General features: G+C 56.6%; 22 protein-coding genes and 2 pseudogenes. 14 read left to right on the plus strand and 10 right to left on the minus strand.

Annotated features, from left to right (window positions below; all coding sequences use genetic code 11):
* Positions 1-104: 104 nt before the first annotated feature.
* A pseudogene (locus tag KP701_RS16400) lies at positions 105-221 on the minus strand (DUF1348 domain-containing protein); the annotation flags it as partial.
* A 211-nt stretch (positions 222-432) separates the two neighbouring features.
* Between KP701_RS16400 and KP701_RS15090 the strand changes: the two are divergent.
* Positions 433-1,365 (plus strand): IS481 family transposase, encoded by a 933-nt coding sequence (locus tag KP701_RS15090; protein WP_215747768.1) that lies wholly within the window; start codon positions 433-435, stop codon positions 1,363-1,365.
* A gap of 293 nt (positions 1,366-1,658) precedes the next feature.
* On the opposite strand, the gene KP701_RS15095 is transcribed toward KP701_RS15090, so the two are convergent.
* Positions 1,659-2,066 (minus strand): helix-turn-helix domain-containing protein, encoded by a 408-nt coding sequence (locus tag KP701_RS15095; RefSeq protein WP_215747769.1) that lies wholly within the window; start codon positions 2,064-2,066, stop codon positions 1,659-1,661.
* A 68-nt stretch (positions 2,067-2,134) separates the two neighbouring features.
* Here KP701_RS15095 and KP701_RS15100 point away from each other — a divergent pair, with 68 nt between their 5' ends.
* Positions 2,135-2,776: a cation transporter gene (locus KP701_RS15100; protein ID WP_215747771.1), complete on the plus strand. Its 642-nt coding sequence runs from the start codon at positions 2,135-2,137 to the stop codon at positions 2,774-2,776.
* Positions 2,777-2,926: 150 nt separating this feature from the next.
* On the opposite strand, the gene KP701_RS15105 is transcribed toward KP701_RS15100, so the two are convergent.
* Positions 2,927-3,571 carry a TetR family transcriptional regulator gene (locus KP701_RS15105; RefSeq protein ID WP_215747773.1) on the minus strand — a complete coding sequence of 215 codons (645 nt, stop codon included), beginning with the start codon at positions 3,569-3,571 and terminating at the stop codon, positions 2,927-2,929.
* Positions 3,572-3,637: 66 nt separating this feature from the next.
* On the opposite strand from KP701_RS15105, the gene KP701_RS16405 reads away from it, so the two are divergent.
* From KP701_RS16405 to KP701_RS15135, 7 genes are all read left to right on the plus strand, one after another.
* Positions 3,638-3,949 (plus strand): hypothetical protein, encoded by a 312-nt coding sequence (locus KP701_RS16405; protein WP_225198928.1) that lies wholly within the window; start codon positions 3,638-3,640, stop codon positions 3,947-3,949.
* Positions 3,922-4,347: a hypothetical protein gene (locus KP701_RS16410; protein ID WP_252345672.1), complete on the plus strand. Its 426-nt coding sequence runs from the start codon at positions 3,922-3,924 to the stop codon at positions 4,345-4,347. Before KP701_RS16405 ends, KP701_RS16410 begins: the two co-directional genes overlap by 28 nt.
* 406 nt (positions 4,348-4,753) lie before the next feature.
* Positions 4,754-5,437 (plus strand): O-methyltransferase, encoded by a 684-nt coding sequence (locus KP701_RS15115; protein ID WP_215747775.1) that lies wholly within the window; start codon positions 4,754-4,756, stop codon positions 5,435-5,437.
* A 33-nt stretch (positions 5,438-5,470) separates the two neighbouring features.
* Positions 5,471-6,334, plus strand: coding sequence for an SDR family oxidoreductase (locus KP701_RS15120; protein ID WP_215747776.1), 864 nt, complete (start codon positions 5,471-5,473; stop codon positions 6,332-6,334).
* Between the two features lie 66 nt (positions 6,335-6,400).
* Positions 6,401-6,796, plus strand: coding sequence for a darcynin family protein (locus KP701_RS15125; protein WP_215747778.1), 396 nt, complete (start codon positions 6,401-6,403; stop codon positions 6,794-6,796).
* Positions 6,797-6,813: 17 nt separating this feature from the next.
* Positions 6,814-7,992, plus strand: a complete 1,179-nt coding sequence (locus tag KP701_RS15130) for an MFS transporter (RefSeq protein ID WP_215747780.1) — start codon at positions 6,814-6,816, stop codon at positions 7,990-7,992.
* Between the two features lie 34 nt (positions 7,993-8,026).
* A complete protein-coding gene (locus tag KP701_RS15135; protein WP_215747795.1) occupies positions 8,027-8,863 on the plus strand; it encodes an SDR family oxidoreductase in 837 nt (278 codons plus the stop codon).
* A gap of 38 nt (positions 8,864-8,901) precedes the next feature.
* Here KP701_RS15135 and KP701_RS15140 read toward each other — a convergent pair whose 3' ends face one another.
* Together KP701_RS15140 and KP701_RS15145 are read right to left on the minus strand one after the other, a co-directional pair.
* Positions 8,902-9,570, minus strand: a complete 669-nt coding sequence (locus KP701_RS15140; protein WP_252345673.1) for a siderophore-interacting protein — start codon at positions 9,568-9,570, stop codon at positions 8,902-8,904.
* Positions 9,571-9,649: 79 nt separating this feature from the next.
* Complete coding sequence (locus tag KP701_RS15145; protein WP_215747784.1) at positions 9,650-10,345, minus strand: O-methyltransferase; 696 nt, start codon at positions 10,343-10,345, stop codon at positions 9,650-9,652.
* Between the two features lie 125 nt (positions 10,346-10,470).
* Here KP701_RS15145 and KP701_RS15150 point away from each other — a divergent pair, with 125 nt between their 5' ends.
* The gene (locus tag KP701_RS15150) at positions 10,471-11,280 is read left to right on the plus strand and encodes a helix-turn-helix domain-containing protein (protein WP_215747785.1); all 810 of its coding nucleotides are present in this window, start codon (positions 10,471-10,473) and stop codon (positions 11,278-11,280) included.
* A 156-nt stretch (positions 11,281-11,436) separates the two neighbouring features.
* On the opposite strand, the gene KP701_RS15155 is transcribed toward KP701_RS15150, so the two are convergent.
* Positions 11,437-11,916: a TetR-like C-terminal domain-containing protein gene (locus tag KP701_RS15155; RefSeq protein ID WP_371819015.1), complete on the minus strand. Its 480-nt coding sequence runs from the start codon at positions 11,914-11,916 to the stop codon at positions 11,437-11,439.
* Positions 11,897-12,271 carry a VOC family protein gene (locus tag KP701_RS15160; RefSeq protein ID WP_215747787.1) on the minus strand — a complete coding sequence of 125 codons (375 nt, stop codon included), beginning with the start codon at positions 12,269-12,271 and terminating at the stop codon, positions 11,897-11,899. Before KP701_RS15160 ends, KP701_RS15155 begins: the two co-directional genes overlap by 20 nt.
* A gap of 341 nt (positions 12,272-12,612) precedes the next feature.
* Here KP701_RS15160 and KP701_RS16415 point away from each other — a divergent pair, with 341 nt between their 5' ends.
* Positions 12,613-13,311 carry an AraC family transcriptional regulator gene (locus KP701_RS16415; RefSeq protein WP_371819016.1) on the plus strand — a complete coding sequence of 233 codons (699 nt, stop codon included), beginning with the start codon at positions 12,613-12,615 and terminating at the stop codon, positions 13,309-13,311.
* Between the two features lie 316 nt (positions 13,312-13,627).
* Here KP701_RS16415 and KP701_RS15170 read toward each other — a convergent pair whose 3' ends face one another.
* Complete coding sequence (locus KP701_RS15170; RefSeq protein WP_252345675.1) at positions 13,628-13,996, minus strand: Fic family protein; 369 nt, start codon at positions 13,994-13,996, stop codon at positions 13,628-13,630.
* A gap of 481 nt (positions 13,997-14,477) precedes the next feature.
* Between KP701_RS15170 and KP701_RS15175 the strand changes: the two genes are divergently transcribed.
* The 3 genes from KP701_RS15175 to KP701_RS15185 all read left to right on the plus strand — a co-directional run bounded on the left by KP701_RS15175 (position 14,478) and on the right by KP701_RS15185 (position 19,542).
* Positions 14,478-16,787 carry a membrane-bound PQQ-dependent dehydrogenase, glucose/quinate/shikimate family gene (locus KP701_RS15175; protein ID WP_252345678.1) on the plus strand — a complete coding sequence of 770 codons (2,310 nt, stop codon included), beginning with the start codon at positions 14,478-14,480 and terminating at the stop codon, positions 16,785-16,787.
* Between the two features lie 94 nt (positions 16,788-16,881).
* Positions 16,882-18,417, plus strand: a complete 1,536-nt coding sequence (locus tag KP701_RS15180) for a carbohydrate porin (RefSeq protein ID WP_252345676.1) — start codon at positions 16,882-16,884, stop codon at positions 18,415-18,417.
* A 201-nt stretch (positions 18,418-18,618) separates the two neighbouring features.
* Complete coding sequence (locus KP701_RS15185) at positions 18,619-19,542, plus strand: LysR family transcriptional regulator (protein WP_225198968.1); 924 nt, start codon at positions 18,619-18,621, stop codon at positions 19,540-19,542.
* Positions 19,543-19,709: 167 nt separating this feature from the next.
* Here the strand turns inward: KP701_RS15185 and KP701_RS15190 are convergent.
* Both KP701_RS15190 and KP701_RS15195 read right to left on the minus strand, forming a co-directional pair.
* Positions 19,710-20,621, minus strand: a pseudogene (locus tag KP701_RS15190) (IS5 family transposase); the annotation flags it as partial.
* Positions 20,615-20,800 carry a transposase gene (locus KP701_RS15195; RefSeq protein WP_215747491.1) on the minus strand — a complete coding sequence of 62 codons (186 nt, stop codon included), beginning with the start codon at positions 20,798-20,800 and terminating at the stop codon, positions 20,615-20,617. The pseudogene KP701_RS15190 and the gene KP701_RS15195, both read right to left, overlap by 7 nt.
* Positions 20,801-20,863: the final 63 nt, after the last annotated feature.

A 20,863-nucleotide genomic window follows, 5' to 3' on the forward strand; every position in this document is an offset into this window, starting at 1 on the left:
ACCAAAGAAAACTGCTGCTTGTCAGCGGGTTCGTTGAACGTCTGGCAGCTTAGCTAAACGACTGAAAAATGAAAAGCTTTTTTGGTCGACTGCAATGTGACCCTTCACAACCCCAGATCCGAAAGGCCCGGATGGTCGTCCGGTCGCCTCCCCTGCGACCAATGAAAAAGCCGGGCACCGATATCGATCGGCAAGTCATTGATCGAGGGAAGCCGCGCGCGAGCACGTGGAGCATTCCGCTATTCCTATCGAGGCGATCACCGCCAACTCCGGCTTCCGTGATCGCGAGCGTATGCACCGGGCCGTTCCCGGAGCGTTTAGCCAAGCGCCGAAATGCCAGCGCCACATGACATCACGTCGTTTATAGACAGCTAGTTGTTTGGTCCCGTGGTTTGATGGTGTGATATTTTCACGAGAGTGGAAGGAAGCCTTATGGGACAGATACGTCATGGGAGCGCCACGACCACGCACGCCGTGCGAGCAGCACTACAGCGATCGCAGGCTTCGCTCGCGTCGCTGAGCGAGGAATTCGGGATCAACCCGAAAACAATGGCGAAATGGCGCAAGCGTCAAACGGTTGAGGATCAGAAGACAGGTCCTAAAGAGCCGCGCTCAACGGTCCTTTCCGAGAGGGACGAAGCGATGATCGTGGCTTTTCACCGGCATACGTTGCTGCCGCTGGATGACTGCCTTTATGCCCTGCAGGCCAGCATTCCTCATCTGACACGTTCGGCCCTGCATCGCTGCTTTCAGCGTCACGAGATCTCAAGACTTCCGGACATGGAGGGAGACAAGCCAAAACGACAGCGCTTCAAACGCTATCCCATCGGCTTTTTCCACATCGATATTGCCGAAGTCCAGACTGCTGAGGGTAAGCGGCACCTCTTCGTTGCTATCGACCGGACAAGCAAATTCGCTGTCACACAACTGGTCGGGAAAGCCGATCGGAAGACAGCCTGGGAATTCCTCGAACATCTCCTGAGCCTCATTCCATACCGGATCCAGTTCGCTGACCAACCTCGTAATCGCAATATGGCCTGGTCGCGTCCCATGCGCTTCGACATGATCTGCGAAGCCCACGGGATCGAACATCGTCTCACGAAACCAAACCATCCCTGGACGAACGGTCAGGTTGAACGGATGAACCGGACGATCAAGGACGCAACCGTCAAACGCTTTCATTACGACAGTCATGAGCAGTTGAGGACACACCTCAGCGACTTCAGGGCAGCCTATCATTTCGGGCGAAGGCTCAAGACGCTGAGTGGCCTCACCCCTTACGAATACGTCTGCAAAATATGGACTTCAGATCCAGAACGATTCATCATCAATCCAAACCATCAAAACACGGGACTAAACACCTAGCCGGCGGGTTGTTTAGCGTTGCAAATAGTTAGTTTTTGGCTTTCCCGGACATTGCCGCTCCGCCATAGGAGCGGCATATATTGGTCGGCAGGCCTCTGAGCAAAAGCGCAGGGAATGGCTGCTTTCGATTATCGCTTCCCCATAACCGACATTCTACTCCCCCCTGAATTGCCTGTCCGTTCTGGCTTGTGAAAGACAGGCGGCAGCCCTTTCCGTCCTGGACCTTCGGCCCTCTTGATCGGCATCCAGATTCGAGAATTCTTACAAATGAATGACCGTCGTTGCACCGGGAATTATCCGCACGGTGCCAGGGTCTCGATAATCCGGCAGTCGGCGATCGTGCCGTGGTCGCAACTGGAAATCATGGCGGCCAGTTCCTTTCGCAGCTCGCGCAGGTCACGCAGCTTGCGATCGATTTCCGCCAGATGGCCGCGTGCTACGATATCCACCGCCTCGCAGGACTGATCCTTCCGGTCAGCAAGAGCGAGGAGCGTGGCGACCTGTTCCATCGAAATCCCGAGATCGCGTGCCCGGCGGATGAAGCTCAGGCGGCCGAGATGCTCTGCACCGTAGGCCCGGTAATTCCCGGCCGTGCGGGGCGGTGCCGGCAGAAGCCCGGACTTCTCGTAGAAACGGATCGTTTCGACCTTCGTGCCCGTGGCGCGCGCCAGATCGCCGATGCTCCAGACTTCCGTTTCCATAGACTTGACCCTGTAGTAGCTACAGGGTGCATGATGGTCATTTCCGCCGTTATTGTCGAGGCATCGTCATGGCCTGCTCCTGTTGTCCCGCTTCCTCCGCTGCCCAGAACAATGCCGCCCCACGCTGGTGCCGTGCGCTCTGGATCGCCCTGATGATCAATGCCGGGTTCTTCGCGGCCGAGATCGTCATGGGCATGATGGCCGGGTCGGCAGCCCTTCAGGCCGACGCGCTGGATTTCTTCGGCGATGCGGCGAATTACGCGATCAGTCTATCCGTCGCCGGCATGGCGCTGGGGTGGCGTAGTCGGGCGGCCATGCTGAAAGGCGTGACGATGCTGGTTTTTGCCTGTTGGGTGCTGGGCAATACGGCCTGGCACGCCTGGGCCGGCACGTTGCCGCAGGCGCAAACGATGGGCGTTGTCGGTGCGCTGGCGTTGGCCGCCAATGCCAGCGTGGCAGGGATGTTCTGGCGCTTCCGGGACGGTGACGCGAACATGCGCTCCGTGTGGATCTGCGCCCGTAACGACGCCATCGGCAATCTTGCGGTGCTGCTGGCGGCCCTGGGTGTGTTCGGGACGGGAACCGGTTGGCCCGATGTCGCGGTCGCCGCGATCATGGGCGGTCTCGGCCTACATGGCGGGTGGCAAATCGTCCGCCACGCCTGGCGCGAGGAGAGAGGATACGGCCCGCGTCTGGCCGAACAGGTATAGCACCACATCCTGAAACCATAAAGTGGATGCCGGGTTGTTCGAAGATGCTTGAATCGGAAAAGGCGGTCCCGTAGCGTTTTGCCGAAGACGGCAGAATCCGGTTTCAGAATATTAAAAGGCGGCCCAAGATCGTACGCAGGCCGGGGCCGCTTAACCGGGAGGCATCTCCTCGGCTATCCTCATGAGATAGGCGCAGAACATATCAGCCATTGCATCCGCATAGGCTTCGATCTCCGTGACAGTCCGGGACGTCTCGGAAAAATCCTTTCCCACCGTGCTGAAAGTCGTCGCGATCAGATCACCCGCCAGATCGCGTGTCGCGTCCGATGCGTCGGGGAGAATCTCCTGCATGAAGTGCTGGAAGACGTGCTCTCCCGCTTCTCGCGCCTCGGCAGCCTCCGGCGCATCCCGATAGAGCGGCGCCGCGTCGTTGAGCGCCACGCGGACGGATGCCTCTTCGCATTCCGAGCGGAGGAAAGCATGGACCAGCGAACGCAGACGTTCGAGCGGTGGCCGCCCGCCATCCTGGAGAATGTGGCGGAGCAGATCGGTCGTCCGCCGCCATTCGTCGGTCTGGAGGCGGAACAGGATCGCCGCCTTGTTGGGAAAATACTGATAGAGCGAACCGACGCTGACGCCAGCTTTCTCGGCGACGCGCGCCGTGGTGAAGCGCGGGGCGCCTTCCTCCGCCAGAACCTGAGCCGCCGCCTCCAGGATCGTGCTGACGAGCTCTGCGGAACGGACCTGGCTTGGCAGTTTTCGGACTGAAATCCGAAGGTTGCGACGTTCGCTCATTTCTTCCCGCCAATGCGAATGGCCGGATTAGTCGTATTTTCTAACTCACGCAAGGCAGCATCGATTGTGACATTGCTCCCGGACCGGACCGCGATGTCGCTTCCGGACCTGCTCTGCTTTCTGCTCTTCTTCTGCACCGGTTTCGCCGACGGCGCACTCGTCCCGTATTTCCCACTCTGGGCACGCGGCGAGGCGGGTATCCCCGCCACGGCGATGGCTGTCATCGCGGATTCGACATCCCAATCCGGGCGGCGGCGCTGCTTCAGTCTCGCCTATGCGGCAACTGGGTCGAGACCGTTCTGCCGCTTTACGCGCACGATAGCGGACTGCTTTCGCCAGCCGGGGTCGGGATGCTGTTCGCTTATGCCAGCGGCCTGACAGGGATCCTGCAAGTGCTGGTTGCCCGGAGAAGCGAGGCGTGGTCCGCCCAGCGCCTGACGGCGACGGCGGGGAGCGCTTTCGTCCTCGGACTGGGTGTGTTGCTGACCTTTTCTTCCCAGATCGCGCTGGTCGTTGCTATCAACCTCTGCGCGTTCGCGCGAATGCTGACCGGCCCACTCGTCGCCGCAACCGTGGAGGCACTTGCCCCGCCGACGCGGCGGACGTCCTATCTGGCAGCACTGTCGATGGCGACCGATCTCAAGGATTCTCTGGGGCCGTCATTGGGCACGCTTCTCTACGCGCAGGGTGCGCGCCTGCCGTGGATTGTCGGAGTTCCCCTCGTGACCGCTGCCACGTTGAGGCTGGGAGCCAGGATCAGGCGCGTAACTGGCTGATATCGAGGCGAGTGGGGTGGGGAGGATTAAGAAGCGGGGCGGGAATCATCGTTGTCATCTTCAAGGCCGGCCAATCGTTTCGCCATATGTCAGCTCTTTTCAGACAAAACGTTGGTTCATCCTCGCGGGTATGGGCTCCCGGCAGAAGCCGGGCGTTCCAAGATGTCAGAAAAAAGACATGTCCTGGCGATGCCTGGAAATATGAACCCTCCGTCGGGAGAGAGGGGACCGATCACGATTCGTCAGTCTTTCGGCAATCCTTTTCGCAGGAAAATCCGCATCATCCCGAAGACGGGGACGTCACGCAGTCAATGCGAATAGTGGAGGCGACGAATTCGTCGTATTTTCGTGAGGCGCCGGAAAAGCGCGGACATAAGCCCCGAAATCCCGAGCGGAGACTGCCCCCATGACACTCTCGGTAATCCACGACAAGACCACCACCCTGACCGGCGCACCGGTGGCTGCCCTGCTGGAGCGGCTGTTCGCCGAAGCAGAGACGGCGACGAACCCCGCCATCGCCGACATCCCGCGCGAGGAATTCCAGCGCCTCGCCGGAAGCAGGACCGAGTATCGGAAATTCTACGGTCTAGCGAAACACCTGTGGCTCCCTGTCTCGCGTGAGACGGGCACGCTGCTTTACATGCTGGCGCGCGCTACCTGGGCGAAAAATATCGTCGAATTCGGAACGTCCTTCGGCATTTCCACCATCCATCTCGCCGCCGCCTTGCGCGATAATGGCGGCGGAAAGGTCATCACCACCGAGTTCGAGCCTTCCAAGGTCGCGCGCGCCAGGGCGCATCTTGAGGAAGCCGGTCTAGCTGACCTCGTGGAGTTCCGCGAGGGCGACGCCCTGCAGACGCTGGCGGCCGGTCTTCCCGAGAGCATTGACATCGTGCTGCTCGACGGCGCCAAACCGCTCTATCCCGATATTCTCGATCTTCTGGAGGACAGGCTGCAGGCCGGCGCGCTGATCGTCGCGGATAATGCCGATCACAGTCCTGAGTATCTGGCGCGCGTCCGTTCTCCTGCCGCCGGGTATCTCTCCCTGCCGTTTGCCGAAGATGTTGAACTGTCGGTCAGACTCCACTGAACGACCATTCCAATTTTTCAAGAGGATAAAACCATGCATGTCTTCGTAACAGGTGCCACCGGCTGGGTGGGTTCCGCTGTGGTGAAGGATCTCCTCGCAGCGGGCCATCAGGTGACCGGTCTGGCCCGTAATGATGAAAAAGCGGCTCGCCTGGCCGCATCCGGTGCGACGGTCTTACGCGCTACACTCGATGATCTGGACGCGCTGAAAAACGCCGCCTCGGCAGCAGATGCGGTCATTCATACGGCGTTCAACCATGATTTCTCGAAATTCCTCGAAAGTGCGGCGCAGGATCGGCGTGTGATCGAGGCTTTGGGCAGTGCGCTCGAAGGATCGGAGCGTCCGCTTCTGGTCACGTCCGGTCTGTCAGGCCTGCCTGCCGGCGCAACGGAGGCGGACCTGCCGGATCCGGCCTCTCCGCGCAGGTCGGAGGCCGCCGCGCGGGCGCTGAAGGAACGCGGTGTCCGTGCTGCCACGGTACGGCTCGCACCGTCGGTACATGGCATCGGCGATCACGGGTTCATTCCGATCGTCATTCGCCTGGCACGCGAAAAGGGCGTGTCGGCGTATGTCGGTGACGGCCAGAACACATGGTCCGGCGTCTATCGACTGGACGCGGCAAAAGTCTATCGGCTGGCGCTCGAACAGGGCGTGACCGAGCCCGTCTACCATGCTGTTGCCGATGAAGCCGTGTCGTTTGGGGACATCGCCGGCGTCATCGGCCGTGGTCTCGGCCTGCCCGTCGAGCCCAGAGAGCGGGAGCATTTCGGCTGGTTCGCCAACATGGCGGCCGCGAACATGGCCGCATCCAGTGCGCGAACGCGTGCGCTTCTCGGCTGGACCCCGACCGGCCCTTCGCTGCTCGCTGATCTCGAACAGCCGGCTTACTACGCCTGACTCCGATAAGGCGGGCCGCGCATGGCCCGCCCTCCCGGCAAATTCCCGATTAAAGAGAGAACTCTCATGACCGATATCGATTCACAATACGACCTTGCGACGAATCCTATGACCATCTTCTGGCTTATCAAAACGACGCCCGAATGGCTGGTGCTTCCGCCACGTGGCGATAACGGGCGTTTTGCTTTCGGCAAGAATGTCCTTGACCCGCTCCTGGCACGCTATCCGGGCGCCGCGATGACCTTTTACGATTCCGAGGCGTTCACGGCCGATTGTACGGACGTCATGGTGTGGACCGTTACCAGCCTCAAGGACTATAATGGCGTGGTCAATGATCTGCGGGAAACGAAGTTCTGGAGCCATTACTTCACGATCGAGAAGATCATTCCCGCGATCGAAAACGAATACGCCAAGCACTATGACACGGCCATTCTGGGCCGGTCGACGCTTTCCGCGACCTGAGCTGGGAGTCCGCTGTCATGCCAGAGCCTGTGTCGTCCGATCCGGCATATCGCCGCGTCGTCGTCCTGACGGGGGCGCTGTTCCTGTCCTATCTGACGGTCGCGATGTCGCTTCCGGCCGTCCCGGTCTACGTCGTGCAGCAGCTCGGCTTTGGCAATGCCCTCGGTGGCCTGGCAGTCGGGATCGCCTTCCTCTCGACGATCCTGACACGGCATTATGCCGGGCTGCGTGCCGACCGTCTGGGCGGCAAGATCTGCATGCAGCAGGGGCTGGTCCTCTACGCGGCAGCCGCGCTGATCTGTCTGGCGGCCAGTTGGCCCCGGCTCCCTGCGGCTGGCGCTTATGCCGTGCTGATTGCGGGGCGATTGTTGCTGGGCCTCGCGGAGAGCCTCGGCATGATCGGCATGATCAGTTGGGCCATAGGCCTCATGGGGCACCATCGATCGGGCCGGGTGATGTCTCTGGTCGGAATTGGCATGTATGGCTCGTTTGCCGTTGGCGGGCCGCTGGCGCTGGCCCTGCTGCACCGGCTTGGCTTCTCCGGGCTGATGGGGATTTGCGCGGCCCTCCCCGTGCTGGGGATGCTCGTCATCAGCTGGCTTCCCTCCGTGGCGCCTCACGCGGGCCAGCGTGAGTCGTTCTGGCGGATCATCGGCCAGATCTGGCGACCCGGCTCCGTCGTAGGGTTGCAGGGCGTTGGATTCGCGGCGCTCGGCGCTTTCTTTTCCCTCTATTTTCTCAATCGCGGCTGGCCTCATGCCGGCATGGGGCTGACGTTCTTCGGTGTGGGCTTCGTCCTGGTCCGGATGGCGTTCGGCCACCTGCCGGACCGGATCGGCGGCCGCCCCGTTGCCATCGCCTCCCTGGTCGTCGAAGCCTGCGGGCAATATCTTCTCTGGCTGTCGCCCGGTCCGTGGCCAGCGCTGCTGGGTGCCCTGCTGACCGGACTCGGCTGTTCGATGGTATTCCCCTCCATGGGGGCGGAAGTCGTCAAGAAGGTGCCGCCACATTTGCGAGGGACCGCTGTCGGCGGCTTCGCGGCCTTTCAAGATCTTGCCTACGGCGCCACCGGCCCGCTGGTCGGCGTCATTGCCGACCACTCGGGATACGCGACGGTCTTCCTGATCGGTGGTCTGGCCGCGACACTTGGTGCATGGGTGGCGACCGGACGCGAGGGGATCCGCGCAAAGACATGATATGACGTACGAAACCGCAAGGGGAGAGGCTCTCATGGGCAAGACCTGGTTCATCACGGGTGCATCCTCCGGCCTCGGCCGAATTATGACGGAAGATCTTCTGGAACGTGGCGACAGGGTGGTCGCGACGATCCGGCGCAAGGATGCTCTCGCCGATTTGGAAAGCAGATATTGCGACCGGCTCGCGGTGATGACACTCGACGTCACGGATACGGCGGGCATCCGCGCCGTCGTCGCTGACGCATTCCGACGCTTCGGGCGGATCGACGTGGTAGTGAGCAATGCGGGCTATGGCCTGTTCGGCGCGGCGGAAGAGGCGACGGATGCCGAAATCGACCGTCAGATCGCCACCAACCTGACAGGTTCCATCCAGTTGATCCGTGCGGTTCTTCCATATCTGCGTGGACAGGGGGGTGGACGGATCATGCAGGTCTCGTCAGAGGGTGGACAGATCGCCTATCCGAATTTCAGCCTGTATCACGCCACCAAATGGGGCATCGAAGGCTTCATCGAGAGCGTTGCGCAGGAGGTGGCTTCTTTCGGTATTGATTTCATCATCGCCGAACCCGGCCCGACAGCGACGAATTTCGCGGCAGGCATGGTCCGTGCGACGCCAATGGCGATCTATGACGATACGCCAGCAGGAGCGGTGCGGAAGGCGATCGATGCCGGGGCATTTCCGATCAGGGGAGACGCGAAGCGCACGATTGCGGCGATGATTGCCGCTGCCGACAGCAAAAAGCCGCCGTTCCGTCTCCCATTGGGAAGCACGGCCTATGACGATATCACCCGCGAACTGGCCAGACGCCTCTCTTCGATCGAAACGCAGCATGAGGTTGCATATTCCGCAGACCACAAACATGGCGGGTGACGGCTGGAATACCGGATAGCCCTTTTCGGGCGGGATGTTCAGTCCAGGCCCGTTTTGCCGGGCGCCCAATAGGCCTTGGTCACGAGGCGTGCGGGCGGAACGCCTTGGCTCTTCAGGGTCCGGCGAAGACGCTGGATGGTGGTGGCATCTCCGGTCAGCACGAACGTGACGTCCCTGGTGATGAGCGCGGGAAGTTCTGCTTCCATCCCGTCGAGATGCGCGCCGTTGTCATGCCTGCCGAACAGCGCGGCGCCTTCGAGCCCGAGACGGGCCAGAACACGGCTGCCGGCTTCGATGTTGCCGACCTCAAAAAGACAGGTATCCGCGCGTGTCCGGCCCTGTCGCAGGAACGCACAGGCAAGCCCGATCGAGGTTTCGTCGCCAAGGACGGCAACTGGTCCAGGCAAGGCGTTTACATCCAGCGAGCGGCGCGGTCCGAATATGTCGCACGTATCGCCCTGTCTGGCTCCGCTGATCCACGCGCTGCCCGGCCCGTCGCCGTGCGCGTATCCCAGCAAACGGGTGCGACCGGCTGCGGCGTTCCACTCGATTGGCGTATAGGTTCGTGAGACGAAGGCCGAGCCCATCGCGATCTGGATCTTCTGCCCGGGTATCCAGGCAACGCCTCGGAGAGTAGGGCCTTCCAGCGTAATGAGCCGGAAATGCTCGGCAATGTCGTCGCATGCCGTAACGCTTGCGTGCTTCATGAAGAGTCGCAACAGGGTGCGGCTGATACGGCCTGGCCGTATTGGGTCCGAAGAGGGTGAAGCATTCATCGGCATCGTCTTACGCAGTCCTGATGGTGAATTCGTTCCCGCGCCCGTCATCGATCGGCAGAGACTGGGAAAGATAGCCATTCGCGGGGTTGCGAACGTAATCCAGATAAGCCGGGTCGAAGGCGTTTTCCCCCAGTATCGCAGCCCCCTGCGTCAGGAAGGGCTCGACCAGCCTGAGCACCGGAAGATAAAGAGAGAAAGCGCCGTCAAGCAGCAGCAGATCCACCTCTCCTCCGACATCCCGCAGCGTATCGAGCGCGTCGCCCTCGCGGATCTCCACCAGGTCGGCCAGGCCGGCCACTTCGAGACTGGAGCGTGCCCGCGCCGCCTTGGCGGGCTCAAGCTCGCTGCCGATGAGCTTGCCGCCGCCATTGTCGCGCAACGCCGCGGCGAGATAGATCGTCGAGATTCCCATCGACGTCCCGAATTCCACGATGCGTTTCGCCCAGCAGGTCCGCGCGATCATGTAGAGGAAGCGACCATAGGCTTGCGAGACAGAAAGGAAATTGTCCGCATAGCCATGATGGATGGTAAGATAGTCAGCCCGCTCCTCGGCAAGCCAGCGCGGAATCGCCTGAGCGAAGTTTCCACCCGCTTCCTCGATCTGTGCGATGCGCGCGGCGATATGCGCGCGGTCGGCGACCTCGGCCTCCTCATGCAATACGTTGAGCGTCTCAGCGACGCGCGAAGTGGCCAGCGTATTCATGGAGACTTTCTTTCCTGTTCGGCGCTTCGTCAGGCGGGGACTCGACGGGTCGGTACAATGAGGATAAGAGAGGCGGAGAATGACGTCATTACGATGTTCTGACAGATTGTTATCGGATTGCGACAATGCCGATCCTGAGGTACCCCCATAAAGAGAACGAGTGGATCGAACCGGACGAGATTGATCGCCCCGTCGTGACCTTCGGGGCGATAACGGAAATCGGCAGCTTCGAACTTGATGTTCACCGTCACCGCAAAGGGCAGATCCTGCTGGTGCAGCGTGGTGCGCTGAGTTGCGAGATGGACGGGGGCTTATGGATCGTTCCGCCGCGCAGCGCCATGTGGATCCCGGGTGACACGTTGCACGCGATCAAGGCGACTGGCGCCTTGGAAGGGTATTGCGCCTTTGTCGATCCGGGCGCCGATCACCGTTTGCCGCAACGAAGCTGTGCCGTTTCAGTGACGCCTCTGCTCCGGGAATTGTTGATCCGGGCCGCGCATCTGCCGCTCCTCTATCAGGAAGGCGGTGCGGCGTCACGTCTGCTGGCGGTCCTTCTCGACGAGTTTGTCTCGGCTGAGAACGATGATCTTCATCTGCCGATGCCCGAAAATTCCCGTCTGCGCCAGATCGTCAATCTCATGATGGTTTCACCAGATGAGCGCGCGACGCTGGACGTCTGGGCAAAGCGGATAGGAATGAGCGCGCGCAGTCTGGAGCGGCTAACGAGCCGGGAAACAGGCATGAGTTTCGGTCGCTGGCGCCAGCAACTCGCTGTCATGCTGGCCGTGAGGTGGCTGGCGGAAGGGGCTTCGATCCAGCAGGTCGCCGCCAGCCTTGGCTATGAGAGCGTACCCAGTTTCGTGACCATGTTCCGCAAGGCGCTTGGTATCTCGCCCGGGCGCTACATGGCAGCGCGTCAGGCAGAGCCATCATAAGCTTCGTGCCTCATGCACGGGATCGTCAATGGGCTCCGGATGCCAGCAGCAGGCGATTGCCTGTATGGATCATCCACTCCGCCCCTGCGAGATGGGATTTCCAGCATCGCTTCTGCCGCCCACAAGGGGCTGGAACTACCAACGCATGAGGGCACATCACATCAATGAAGTAGGCTCATCTCGACGCACCAGTGGCAGGAAGATGCCGTCGACAATCTCGCGGATGGCGTCATCAGACAGGGGCTGAAATGTCATTATCATCTCATGCCGGGCGAGGTCGAGCGGAAGCGATACGATCCGGGGCGTAAGACGGGCCGGATCGATCTCGCCCCGTTCAATGGCCCGTCCGATGACGGCATGAAACTGGCTGCCGTCCACAATGCGCGCCCGTATGTCGGCGAAACTCGACCGTTCGGCCACGAGATCCTTCTGCATGTCGAAGAACAGTTGCAGGTCCTTGGACCGCGCACGTTCTGACATACAACTGAGAAGATAACGGAGTTCTTCGCGCAAGCTGCCCATATCTGGAATGACGATATCTATTTCCAACGCACCAAGAGTGTTGAGTAAGGCATGGGTATGCGCTTGGAAGTCGATCAGGCGACAGGCGCGATAGTCACACCCGTTCCTGCGCACTGACCTCGATCAGCAGGTCGTCACCTGCAGGGTGATAGAACAGGGTCCAGCGGTCACGCCCACGCGTCATGACTTCCACCGGTCCCGGCAGATAGCCGTCGACGCACAGGCTGGCATGTCGGGCACGCACCTCCTGCGGATCATCGAGAATGAACCCGATATGGAAATTGCGCGGGTAGGGCTGGGGCATTTTGCTCATGTCCATCAGGACCAGCGTCATGCCATCCGTGCCCGTAAGCTGGGCAAAAGCGTGCTGTCCGCGTGTTTCTTCAAGAATAAACCCGAAGTGCTTTTCAAGCAGGGAAGAGAGTGCCAGCACATTGCTGGTGCAGAGGTTGATATGATTCAGCTTCATCCGAAAAGCCCTGTATCATGCGTTGCAGGCAGATCTGTGAACGGTTGATACATCCTGTCTCCGTGAAGACAGGATATGCGACAGCCGTCACATCATGGCGTCTGAACCATGTGATCCGGCCGCGGGATCTGCTCTGGCAGGAGAGCATGATCAGAACCATGTTCAGGGCGTCGGGCTTACCAAACCGACATACGTCTTTTTCGGCGCTCTCTTTCTGCCAGACTGCATTCTGGCCGTAAAGCTGGAAGCTGGAGCAAAGACGTGGGCCACTTTCAGGTCTGTATATGTGCCTCGGCTGAAAAGGCGGCTCGCCTGGCCGCGTCCGGTGCGACGGTCTGAATATCATCAGACTGAGCGAAAAGACGCCGCCGAGTGGTATGGTCTACAAACCGTCGCTCTGCATCACCCTTCAGGGCGCGAAGGCGGTAGAGTTTGGTGATGCCATTTTCGAGTATGGCGCCATGGCGTTCCTGCTGGTCAGCATTGAAATACCCGCTCTTGGTCGTGTGACGGAGGCGAGCCCTGAATGTCCCTATATCGGCATCACTCTGGATCTGGACGCAGGGATCCTGCGTGAGGTCATGTCGGAACTCGCTCAGCTGCCTGTTCCGTCGAATGATCAGGGTATCGGGGTCTTCGTCGTCGACCTGTCTGAAGATCTGGCGGATTGCATCCGACGACTTATACGACCGAAAAGGCCTTTCCGATGCGCTTACCGCGAACGTTCTTCCAACGATAGCGGCCTAATTCATCCCCGAAACAGCCCCAGCCAGCTCAAAACACGGAACAAATTATGTCCTTGGAAACTCAGTGTGATCATGAAAAAGAGGGTGAGCGGCCCGAGTATACCCTGCAGCGCATGGGCTCTTGCCACAGGCAGATGTGTGCGCCATCCACAAGCAGACAAAAGCTCGTACCGCAAAATAAGCGGCCCAGCCCCATGTATACGCCCGAAAAAACGTCTGCAGATCATGCCGGTCTGTCGGGAATGGTTTAGCCTGTCCGTTCTCTCAAAATCCCGGCCTGACAAAGCTGACTGATCGCCGTGTTGACCGCGGGCGGCGTAATCGATAACAAGGCTCCAAGCCTTGGGGCCGTCAGAACCGGATAATCCCCAAGGATATCAAGCGCTCGTAGAGCTGCTGATCTCTTTCGAAATGAACGACAGGTCAACCATGCAGCATTCAGGGTTCTGAGAGCTTCACGGGTGATGCGTAACTCCTTAACCGTTTGAACAATGGCATTCGATACAAAGCCGATCAGAAGAAGCCACTTTCGTTTCTGCTGTGCTTGTTTGAGAGCTGCATAATAAGCCTGTTTGCGTAGCTCCATCTACGGTGAGAGGTAGAGCGGAACTTATTCCTCAGCTGCCATTATCAAGGGCAGCAAGAGCCGACCCACGCGACCATTTTTGTTTCGGAACGGATGAATAGCTTCGAAATGGGCATGGGCTAACGCCATCCGGGTAATCAAGGATTGGGTCATCATCTGCATCCCATCCTCCTGCATGTAATCCAGGGTCTCTTCCAGAAAATGAAGGACTTCAGCCGGTGGTGGAGAATTATAGACGGAATAGGCAATATGCCCATTGCCGCCAATCCATACGACCTTCTGCCAGAGCTCTCCTGGAGTATCTCGGTAGGACGAATCATGCCTGAGCACGCTACGGTACAAATCCCGGATCAGATCAACCCGAAAGATTTGACGGCCCTGTATGACCGCCAATGGTACAAACCGCTCCAGAGCTAACGCGTAATCGTGAGCCTGTCGAACCGCCTGCCCTGCCCGATCGCCATCTGGAGGGTCTCAAAGCCAAGAGGTTTTTCGAACCCTCCATTTTCCAAATAGGCTCTAATGGTGTTTTGGGTCAGGTGGAAATTACGATTACTTTTATTTGATTGCTCCCCAAAACACTCAATTGTGATAATGGACCATTAAGTTACAGAAACCTATGTCATTAAATTTCTGCGTTTTTTTTGAGAAAATAACCAAATGGCCGATTTTTTTATTTAAATTGATATTGGATATTTAGAAATAAAAATCATAAAGGCTGTGACCTGTATCTTTCTCGGCTCAGCACATTGGACCGAGATCGGTTTGCTGTTCTTGAAAATCGGGAAAAAAGAACATGGTCGAAAAAAGTAAGGCATTTGGCTCACTATTTAGGGGGCGAAGTTCCCTATGGGGGACGTCTCTTGTCATCGTCATGTTGGCCATTGGTGTTTATTTCCTTCTGGGTGGAATATGGCTGACTGTTCTGGGCGGTTCGCCATTCTATGTCCTGTCTGGCGGTTTTCTTCTCGGAACTGCATGGTTGCTATACAAAAAATCCGCATATGCGCTTTTAGTCTATGCTACCTTGCTTCTCGTGACACTTGTGTGGGCCCTATTTGAAAGAGGGCTGGATTTTTGGTCCCTAGTCCCCAGGCTGGATATTCTAGGACCTCTGGGCCTTGTGCTGTTGCTTTATGTAGCCACGGGTAGCCTCCGCGCACCGGTGCGTGTTCCAATGATGTTTCTTAGCGGGACCGTGGTTGTTGGGCTTGCGGTGCTCATGGTGTCGACACTGCATGATCCATATGACGTAGCAGGTACGATCGATCGTCCTCCTGTGGAGAGCGTTGGGCCTGTTGCGTCCAAGGACTGGACTGCGTGGGGCGGTAGTGGTCTTGGGAATCATTATTCAGCGCTGACGCAGATCACGGCGGAGAATGTGAAACATCTCAAGCTAGCCTGGGAGTTTCGGACTGGTGATTTTCGGGTGGCCTCCGATTCAGGCGAAACAACAAACGAAGCCACACCACTCAAGATCGGGAATGTATTGTATACCTGTTCGGCGCATCAGATTGTCTTCGCTCTCGATGCGGCAACGGGCAGGTTGAAATGGAAATATGATCCGCACATCGTTAGCCGGCCGGAGTTTCAGCATCTAACCTGTCGTGGTGTCTCGTATCATGAGACTAAGCCGGGTGCGACAACGATTGATGGTGTGCCTGCACCGCAGGATTGTCCAGAACGCATTTTCCTGCCGACTAATGATGCCCGGATGATTGCACTGGACGCTGAAACCGGAAAGCCGTGTGAAAGTTTCGGCCAACATGGAGAAATTAGCCTGAAAGAGTATGAGGATGTAACCATTCCCGGCTTTTACGAAGGAACGTCACCGCCTGTTGTAACGGATCAGGTCTTGATTATGGGCGGATGCGTTATCGACAACTGGTCTACACACGAACCTTCTGGCGCCATTCGTGGGTTTGACATCTATACGGGAAAGCTGCTCTGGGCGTTCGACGCATCAAATCCGGACCCCAACGAGATGCCTTCGGCGACGCATCACTTTACTCCAAGTTCGCCTAATTCATGGGCCGTCTCGGCTGTCGATGAAAATTTAGGTCTCGTTTATGTTCCGTTAGGGACGCAGGACCCGGATATCTGGGGAGGTAATCGGACGGTTGCTTCCGAACGGTATGATTCTTCGCTGGTGGCTCTTGACGTGAAGACTGGCAAGTTACGCTGGTCCTATCAAAATGTGCATCATGACCTTTGGGATATGGATCTGCCCTCTCAGCCAGCTCTGGTCGATGTGACGACGGCGGCTGGAAAGGTTCCAGCTATTTATATTCCTGCCAAGACAGGAAATATCTTTGTTCTGGACCGCCGCAATGGCCACCTGATCGTGCCTGCACCGGAAACGAAAGTGCCACAAGGAGCAGCGCCTGGTGATCATTTGTCCCCAACTCAGCCATTTTCGGATCTCAGTTTTCGTCCGCGCGCAATTCTGACAGATGCGGATATGTGGGGTGCTACCAGCTTCGATCAGTTGATGTGCCGCATTATTTTTAAGCGCTTACGATACGAAGGACCGTTTACACCCCCCTCGACTCAAGGAACCTTGGCCTATCCTGGTGATGTTGGCATGTTTGAATGGGGCGGTGTTGGGATCGATCCGGGTCGTCAGATCATGATTGCGAATCCGACATCCATTCCTTTCGTGCAGCGGCTGGTTCCACGTGGTCCCAATAATCCGGCACAGCCTGGTGCTACTTTGCCTGCTGGCAGTGAAACTGGTGTGCAACCGATGTTTGGGACACCTTTTGGTGTGAACCTGAATGTGTTCCTTTCTCCCTTGGGCTTGCCCTGTATGGCCCCGCCGTGGGGGACGATCGCGGCAGTCGATCTGAAGACGCACAAGATAGTCTGGCAACATCGTATAGGCACAATTCAGGACAGTAGCCCCGTTCCGCTGCCAATTAAAGTTGGCACGCCAATGCTTGGTGGACCACTCGTTACGGCTGGTGGCCTGGCATTTCTGAGTTCGACGCTGGATGATTATATCAGAGCATTCGACGTCAGGACGGGAAAGATGGTCTGGCAAGATCGGCTACCGGCTGGGGGTCAGTCAGATCCGATGAGCTATGAGGCAGATGGCCGTCAGTTCATTGTCACTACTGATGGTGGCCACCAGACGTTTGGAACCAAGATGGGCGATTACATCCGCGCCTATACGCTGCAGTAAAGAAACAAAAAAATCCTGCCCATGCATTAGATTAGTGTGTCGGGCAGGATGTCGCTCAAAAAATCACATCCTCCTCCAGAATGATATGGCATCCATGAATAGGCTTTACCTCGTTTTTGCGGTTATGTTTGTCCTATGGTCCCCGCATGGACTTGCCGCGTCCCTTACTCCCACGAGTAACTCGTTTTCTTCTGTGGCAATGGTGGCGCAGCCAGATACGGCAAAGCAATCGGCCCAGGGGACCGAGAAAGCTGAAGCATTGTTTGAAAGCTCATCCGGACAGGTAGACTCGATTGAGCCTCCTCGTCCCATGATCCCCGGATTTTTACAGTCACCTTATGGGCCGCCATCTTTCGGGGCCCCGTATGGCACGACGCATGCGCTGGGGGACTGGTGGGGTGCACAGCCTTGGTTGCAAAAGCACGGTCTTTATGTGGCCATAGATGATTATGAAAGTCTGTCCGGAAATCCAATTGGTGGGAAGCGGCAAAGCGAAACTGATACTGGCCAGACGGCGGTCACATTGGATGTTGATTTTCAACGGTTACTGGAAATGGGGACATGGTCGAAGAATTTCTGGCTGCACATGCTTGTTCTTAATGGGCATGGACGAAACCTCAGTCAGATCTTTGGTGATAACGGTAATCAGGTACAACAGATTTATGGCGCGCGCGGCAATGTCGTAGCCCATCTTGTTTGGGCTTATTTCGAGAAATCATGGTTGCAGAACCGGATTGACTGGTCTGTGGGCTGGATTCCGACGGGAACATTCTTCAACAACTCCCCCTGGGTATGCAGCTTTATGAACGTCTGGATGTGCGGAAATATTACTCCAACAAAATATCTTACCGGTGGAAGGGACTGGCCGTCTGGGAATATTGGCACGGTATTACGTCTGATGCCAACTTCACATTTCTACATCATGGGAGGTTTGTTCGCGGTATCACCCCATTCCTACAATGGCGGTATTTCTGGGTGGGCCTGGGGGCAGGATGGTTTAGGAAAGCTCTCAACTGAGGCTGAATTGGGGTGGATTCCGGAATTCGGGAAAGATCACCTTATCGGTCATTATAAGGTCGGTGCCATGTACGACAATTCGAAGTATGACGACCTTTATGATGACAGATATGGGCATGCATGGATTGTTTCTGGACTTGCCCCACGTAAGCAGAGCGGGCAGATTTCCGCGTGGGTTCTTGCCGATCAAATGCTTCTCCGACATGGCGAAGGCGCTACGAACGGACTGATTCTTGCTGGAGCATACTCCTATGCTCAGGGGCAGACCTCGGCAATGAATCATCATCTGATTGCCGCTCTGATGGATACCGGCCATATGTGGGGACGGTCACTAGATTCCATTGGTATTGCATTTCAATGGGCAAATTTCAGCCGATCAGCCACTTTGGCACAGGAAGCTGCGTTGACTGCTGGGCAGCCGTTTCAGAGTAGCAATTTTGGTACACCTTATGGCATACAAGGGCATGAAAATATTTATGAGTTTTTTTATACCTATCATGTGATGACCGGAATGACACTCCAGCCGGACTTTCAATATATAAACCATATCGGAGGCACTACGGTCTTCAAGGATGCCGTTGTTTTCAGTCTCGCATTTAATGTTTCTCTTTGATTATTCAAGAAAACCACACTGTAAGTATTGATAAATCCACTCAAGATTAGCAGGAAAAAGAAAAAATGTTAGTGGCGTCTCTCTGAGACGACTTATCCCGTAAAAAGGGCCGTATCGCAAATGCTCATTATGTATTCTGAAATGTGTTTCTCTTCATCTGAATGAAGGTGTGTTGTTATGCCATTTCCGTCACGGCATCTTATGCCGTTTTGGTTTAAAGAAAAACGACTGAAGATTCGTCATCTTTATCTAATGAAGACACTAAGTGAGTATTCTACGCTACACAATGCGGCCCGATATCTCGGGATTTCACAACCGATGGCATCAAAGACGCTCACCGAACTTGAAGACGCTATGGGTGTTCAACTCTTTGATCGAAATGGTAGAAATTTGGCTCTCAATCTTTTTGGGCAGACAATCGTTCGACGTGCCTGCAATATCATGGGCGAATTGGACCTTCTTCGTGAAGATTTCAATGCTTTGATAGATGGCCGTGAAGGACGTGTATCGATAGGTGCGGTGGACGGAGCGATCATCAATATTGTTTCTAATTTTATTGTGGAATTAAAAAATAAATTCCCCGATATAGATATAAATATTCATTCAGCAACATCTCGTGAACTTTTTGCCAAATTGCTGGGTGGAAATATCGATATCATGATTGGTCACAACATTGATGCAATCGACAGCGTAAGATTTTCTTATGAGGAAATAGGGGTAGAGACCCTCTCGATTGTCGGGCGTAAGGGCCATCCTCTTTCTCAAAAAGATAAAGTCACCTTAAGCGAGACAATAAATTTTCCGTGGATTTTGCAGGAGCGATCAACCGTTTCCCGACGCAAGGTCGATCAGGTATTTGAGTCTTTCAAGACTTCCTATCCATGTGACATCATAAACAGTAATTCTCTAGTGGTGACCCTATCTTATATTGCAAAAACAGATGCCCTCACGGCATTGCCCAGCATTCTAACCCATACTCCAGGAGTTGGTGAACAGCTATCAATTATACCGGTCGAAGCGGCATTAAAACTTTGCGATTATGGGCTGATTTTACCTATAGACAGGCGTCCTTCTCCTGCTGTTCAGATAGCGGTGGACATCCTGAGACGATCGAGTATCTGGTAACTTACCGTCACAGCATCAACATCCCGGATAAGGTGGAGGGTTCGAAGAATCGTTGATTGAAGACCTTTCTGCATGATTTTGAGCTCGCAGGCTGGTATTGAAGGCTCTGGATGGCGATTTTCGTTCTGCGTTTTGAGAGCAGAGAGATGGTTGCATGCTCTGGATTGCTACGCGGCGGCGTTAATCCGCTCGAGGAGAAGAAAGCGGCGCATATTTATAGACGATATTGGCCAGCCCGATCCTCATGGTGGCTCGAGCGATGCCTACATCCGGACGAACAGCCCCGTCTGTGATTTCTGATCGGCAAAGACATGCTCGACACGCGACCGAATAACGGACTTTCCGGCGTTGGATCTCTGGATATGCCGGGGCATGGGTTTTAGATGCGGCTTCTTGCGATGGATTTTTGAGACAAAGCCCTGCTTTTCCATGAAGTCCTCATTGGCTTTTGAACGGTAGGCTGTGTCTGCCCAGACCGTTGAGGCTATATTGGTTTTATCAAGCAAGCCCTCTCTCAATCGCGCGCCATCACTGGCGGCGGCATCTGTCGTCTTCCATTTGCGGATCAGCCGAAACTTCCGGTCGATGGAAATATGCGACTTGTAGCCAAAGAACGGGATGGCCAGATCCGTGGAAGGGATCGTCCCGTCCTCCTGCCGTCTCCCCTTGGTGAACTTCAACGTCCAGCGCGCATGACGATCCTTGTGGGACAGCTTGGACGGCTTGTCCTGCCAGTCCTGTGGGACCCGTCCTTCCCGCAGATCCGTCTTTTCATCGTTGGTATTGCCCTGCTTTGGGGCTGCTACCAATGTCGCATCCAGAATTTGGCCTGACATTGGCAGATAGCCGGCGTTACGCAGCGTCGCGTCAAACTGCTCAAACAGTCTTTCAATCGCACCAGCCGGGGTCAGACGCTCACGAAACAGCCAGACCGTTTTGGCATCAGGCACACAATCCGACAGCCCAAGCCCCAGAAAGCGCATGAAGGAGAGACGGTCGTTGATCAGGTATTCTGTCCGCTCATCGGACAGGTTGTTCAACGTCTGGATCACCAGGATTTTGAACATCAGAACTAGGTCACGTTGACAAAAGAGTTGATCCAGAGCCTTGCTGCGGCGATATTGAGGAAACTCATGAAGGACAGGGCGGTCTTGTCGTAGCGGGTCGCGCTGCGGCGCATCTGCTTGAGGTGGTTGAACATCCGCTCGATGCGGTTGCGGTCCCTGTAACGTCGCCAGTCTGTTTTTTTGTGGAACACTGCGGTCTTTTCGTGAGGGCATAACCGGCAGGATCCCGTGGATCAGCAGGTTCTGGCGGAAAT

This window comes from Gluconobacter sp. P1C6_b, from assembly GCF_018811945.1.
Lineage (GTDB): Bacteria > Pseudomonadota > Alphaproteobacteria > Acetobacterales > Acetobacteraceae > Gluconobacter.

Excerpts from the sequence above, each read along its gene's own strand:
- KP701_RS15130 (WP_215747780.1), top strand. The coding sequence starts at position 6,814 with ATGCCAGAGCCTGTGTCGTCCGATCCGGCATATCGCCGCGTCGTCGTC.
- KP701_RS15095 (WP_215747769.1), bottom strand. The coding sequence starts at position 2,066 with ATGGAAACGGAAGTCTGGAGCATCGGCGATCTGGCGCGCGCCACGGGC.
- KP701_RS15115 (WP_215747775.1), top strand. The coding sequence starts at position 4,754 with ATGACACTCTCGGTAATCCACGACAAGACCACCACCCTGACCGGCGCA.
- KP701_RS15140 (WP_252345673.1), bottom strand. The coding sequence starts at position 9,570 with ATGAAGCACGCAAGCGTTACGGCATGCGACGACATTGCCGAGCATTTC.
- KP701_RS15105 (WP_215747773.1), bottom strand. The coding sequence starts at position 3,571 with ATGAGCGAACGTCGCAACCTTCGGATTTCAGTCCGAAAACTGCCAAGC.
- KP701_RS15090 (WP_215747768.1), top strand. The coding sequence starts at position 433 with ATGGGACAGATACGTCATGGGAGCGCCACGACCACGCACGCCGTGCGA.
- KP701_RS15180 (WP_252345676.1), top strand. The coding sequence starts at position 16,882 with ATGAATAGGCTTTACCTCGTTTTTGCGGTTATGTTTGTCCTATGGTCC.
- KP701_RS16410 (WP_252345672.1), top strand. The coding sequence starts at position 3,922 with ATGCTGTTCGCTTATGCCAGCGGCCTGACAGGGATCCTGCAAGTGCTG.
- KP701_RS15100 (WP_215747771.1), top strand. The coding sequence starts at position 2,135 with ATGGCCTGCTCCTGTTGTCCCGCTTCCTCCGCTGCCCAGAACAATGCC.
- KP701_RS15160 (WP_215747787.1), bottom strand. The coding sequence starts at position 12,271 with ATGAAGCTGAATCATATCAACCTCTGCACCAGCAATGTGCTGGCACTC.
- KP701_RS15185 (WP_225198968.1), top strand. The coding sequence starts at position 18,619 with ATGCCGTTTTGGTTTAAAGAAAAACGACTGAAGATTCGTCATCTTTAT.
- KP701_RS15120 (WP_215747776.1), top strand. The coding sequence starts at position 5,471 with ATGCATGTCTTCGTAACAGGTGCCACCGGCTGGGTGGGTTCCGCTGTG.
- KP701_RS15150 (WP_215747785.1), top strand. The coding sequence starts at position 10,471 with ATGCCGATCCTGAGGTACCCCCATAAAGAGAACGAGTGGATCGAACCG.
- KP701_RS15135 (WP_215747795.1), top strand. The coding sequence starts at position 8,027 with ATGGGCAAGACCTGGTTCATCACGGGTGCATCCTCCGGCCTCGGCCGA.
- KP701_RS15145 (WP_215747784.1), bottom strand. The coding sequence starts at position 10,345 with ATGAATACGCTGGCCACTTCGCGCGTCGCTGAGACGCTCAACGTATTG.
- KP701_RS15175 (WP_252345678.1), top strand. The coding sequence starts at position 14,478 with ATGTTGGCCATTGGTGTTTATTTCCTTCTGGGTGGAATATGGCTGACT.
- KP701_RS15125 (WP_215747778.1), top strand. The coding sequence starts at position 6,401 with ATGACCGATATCGATTCACAATACGACCTTGCGACGAATCCTATGACC.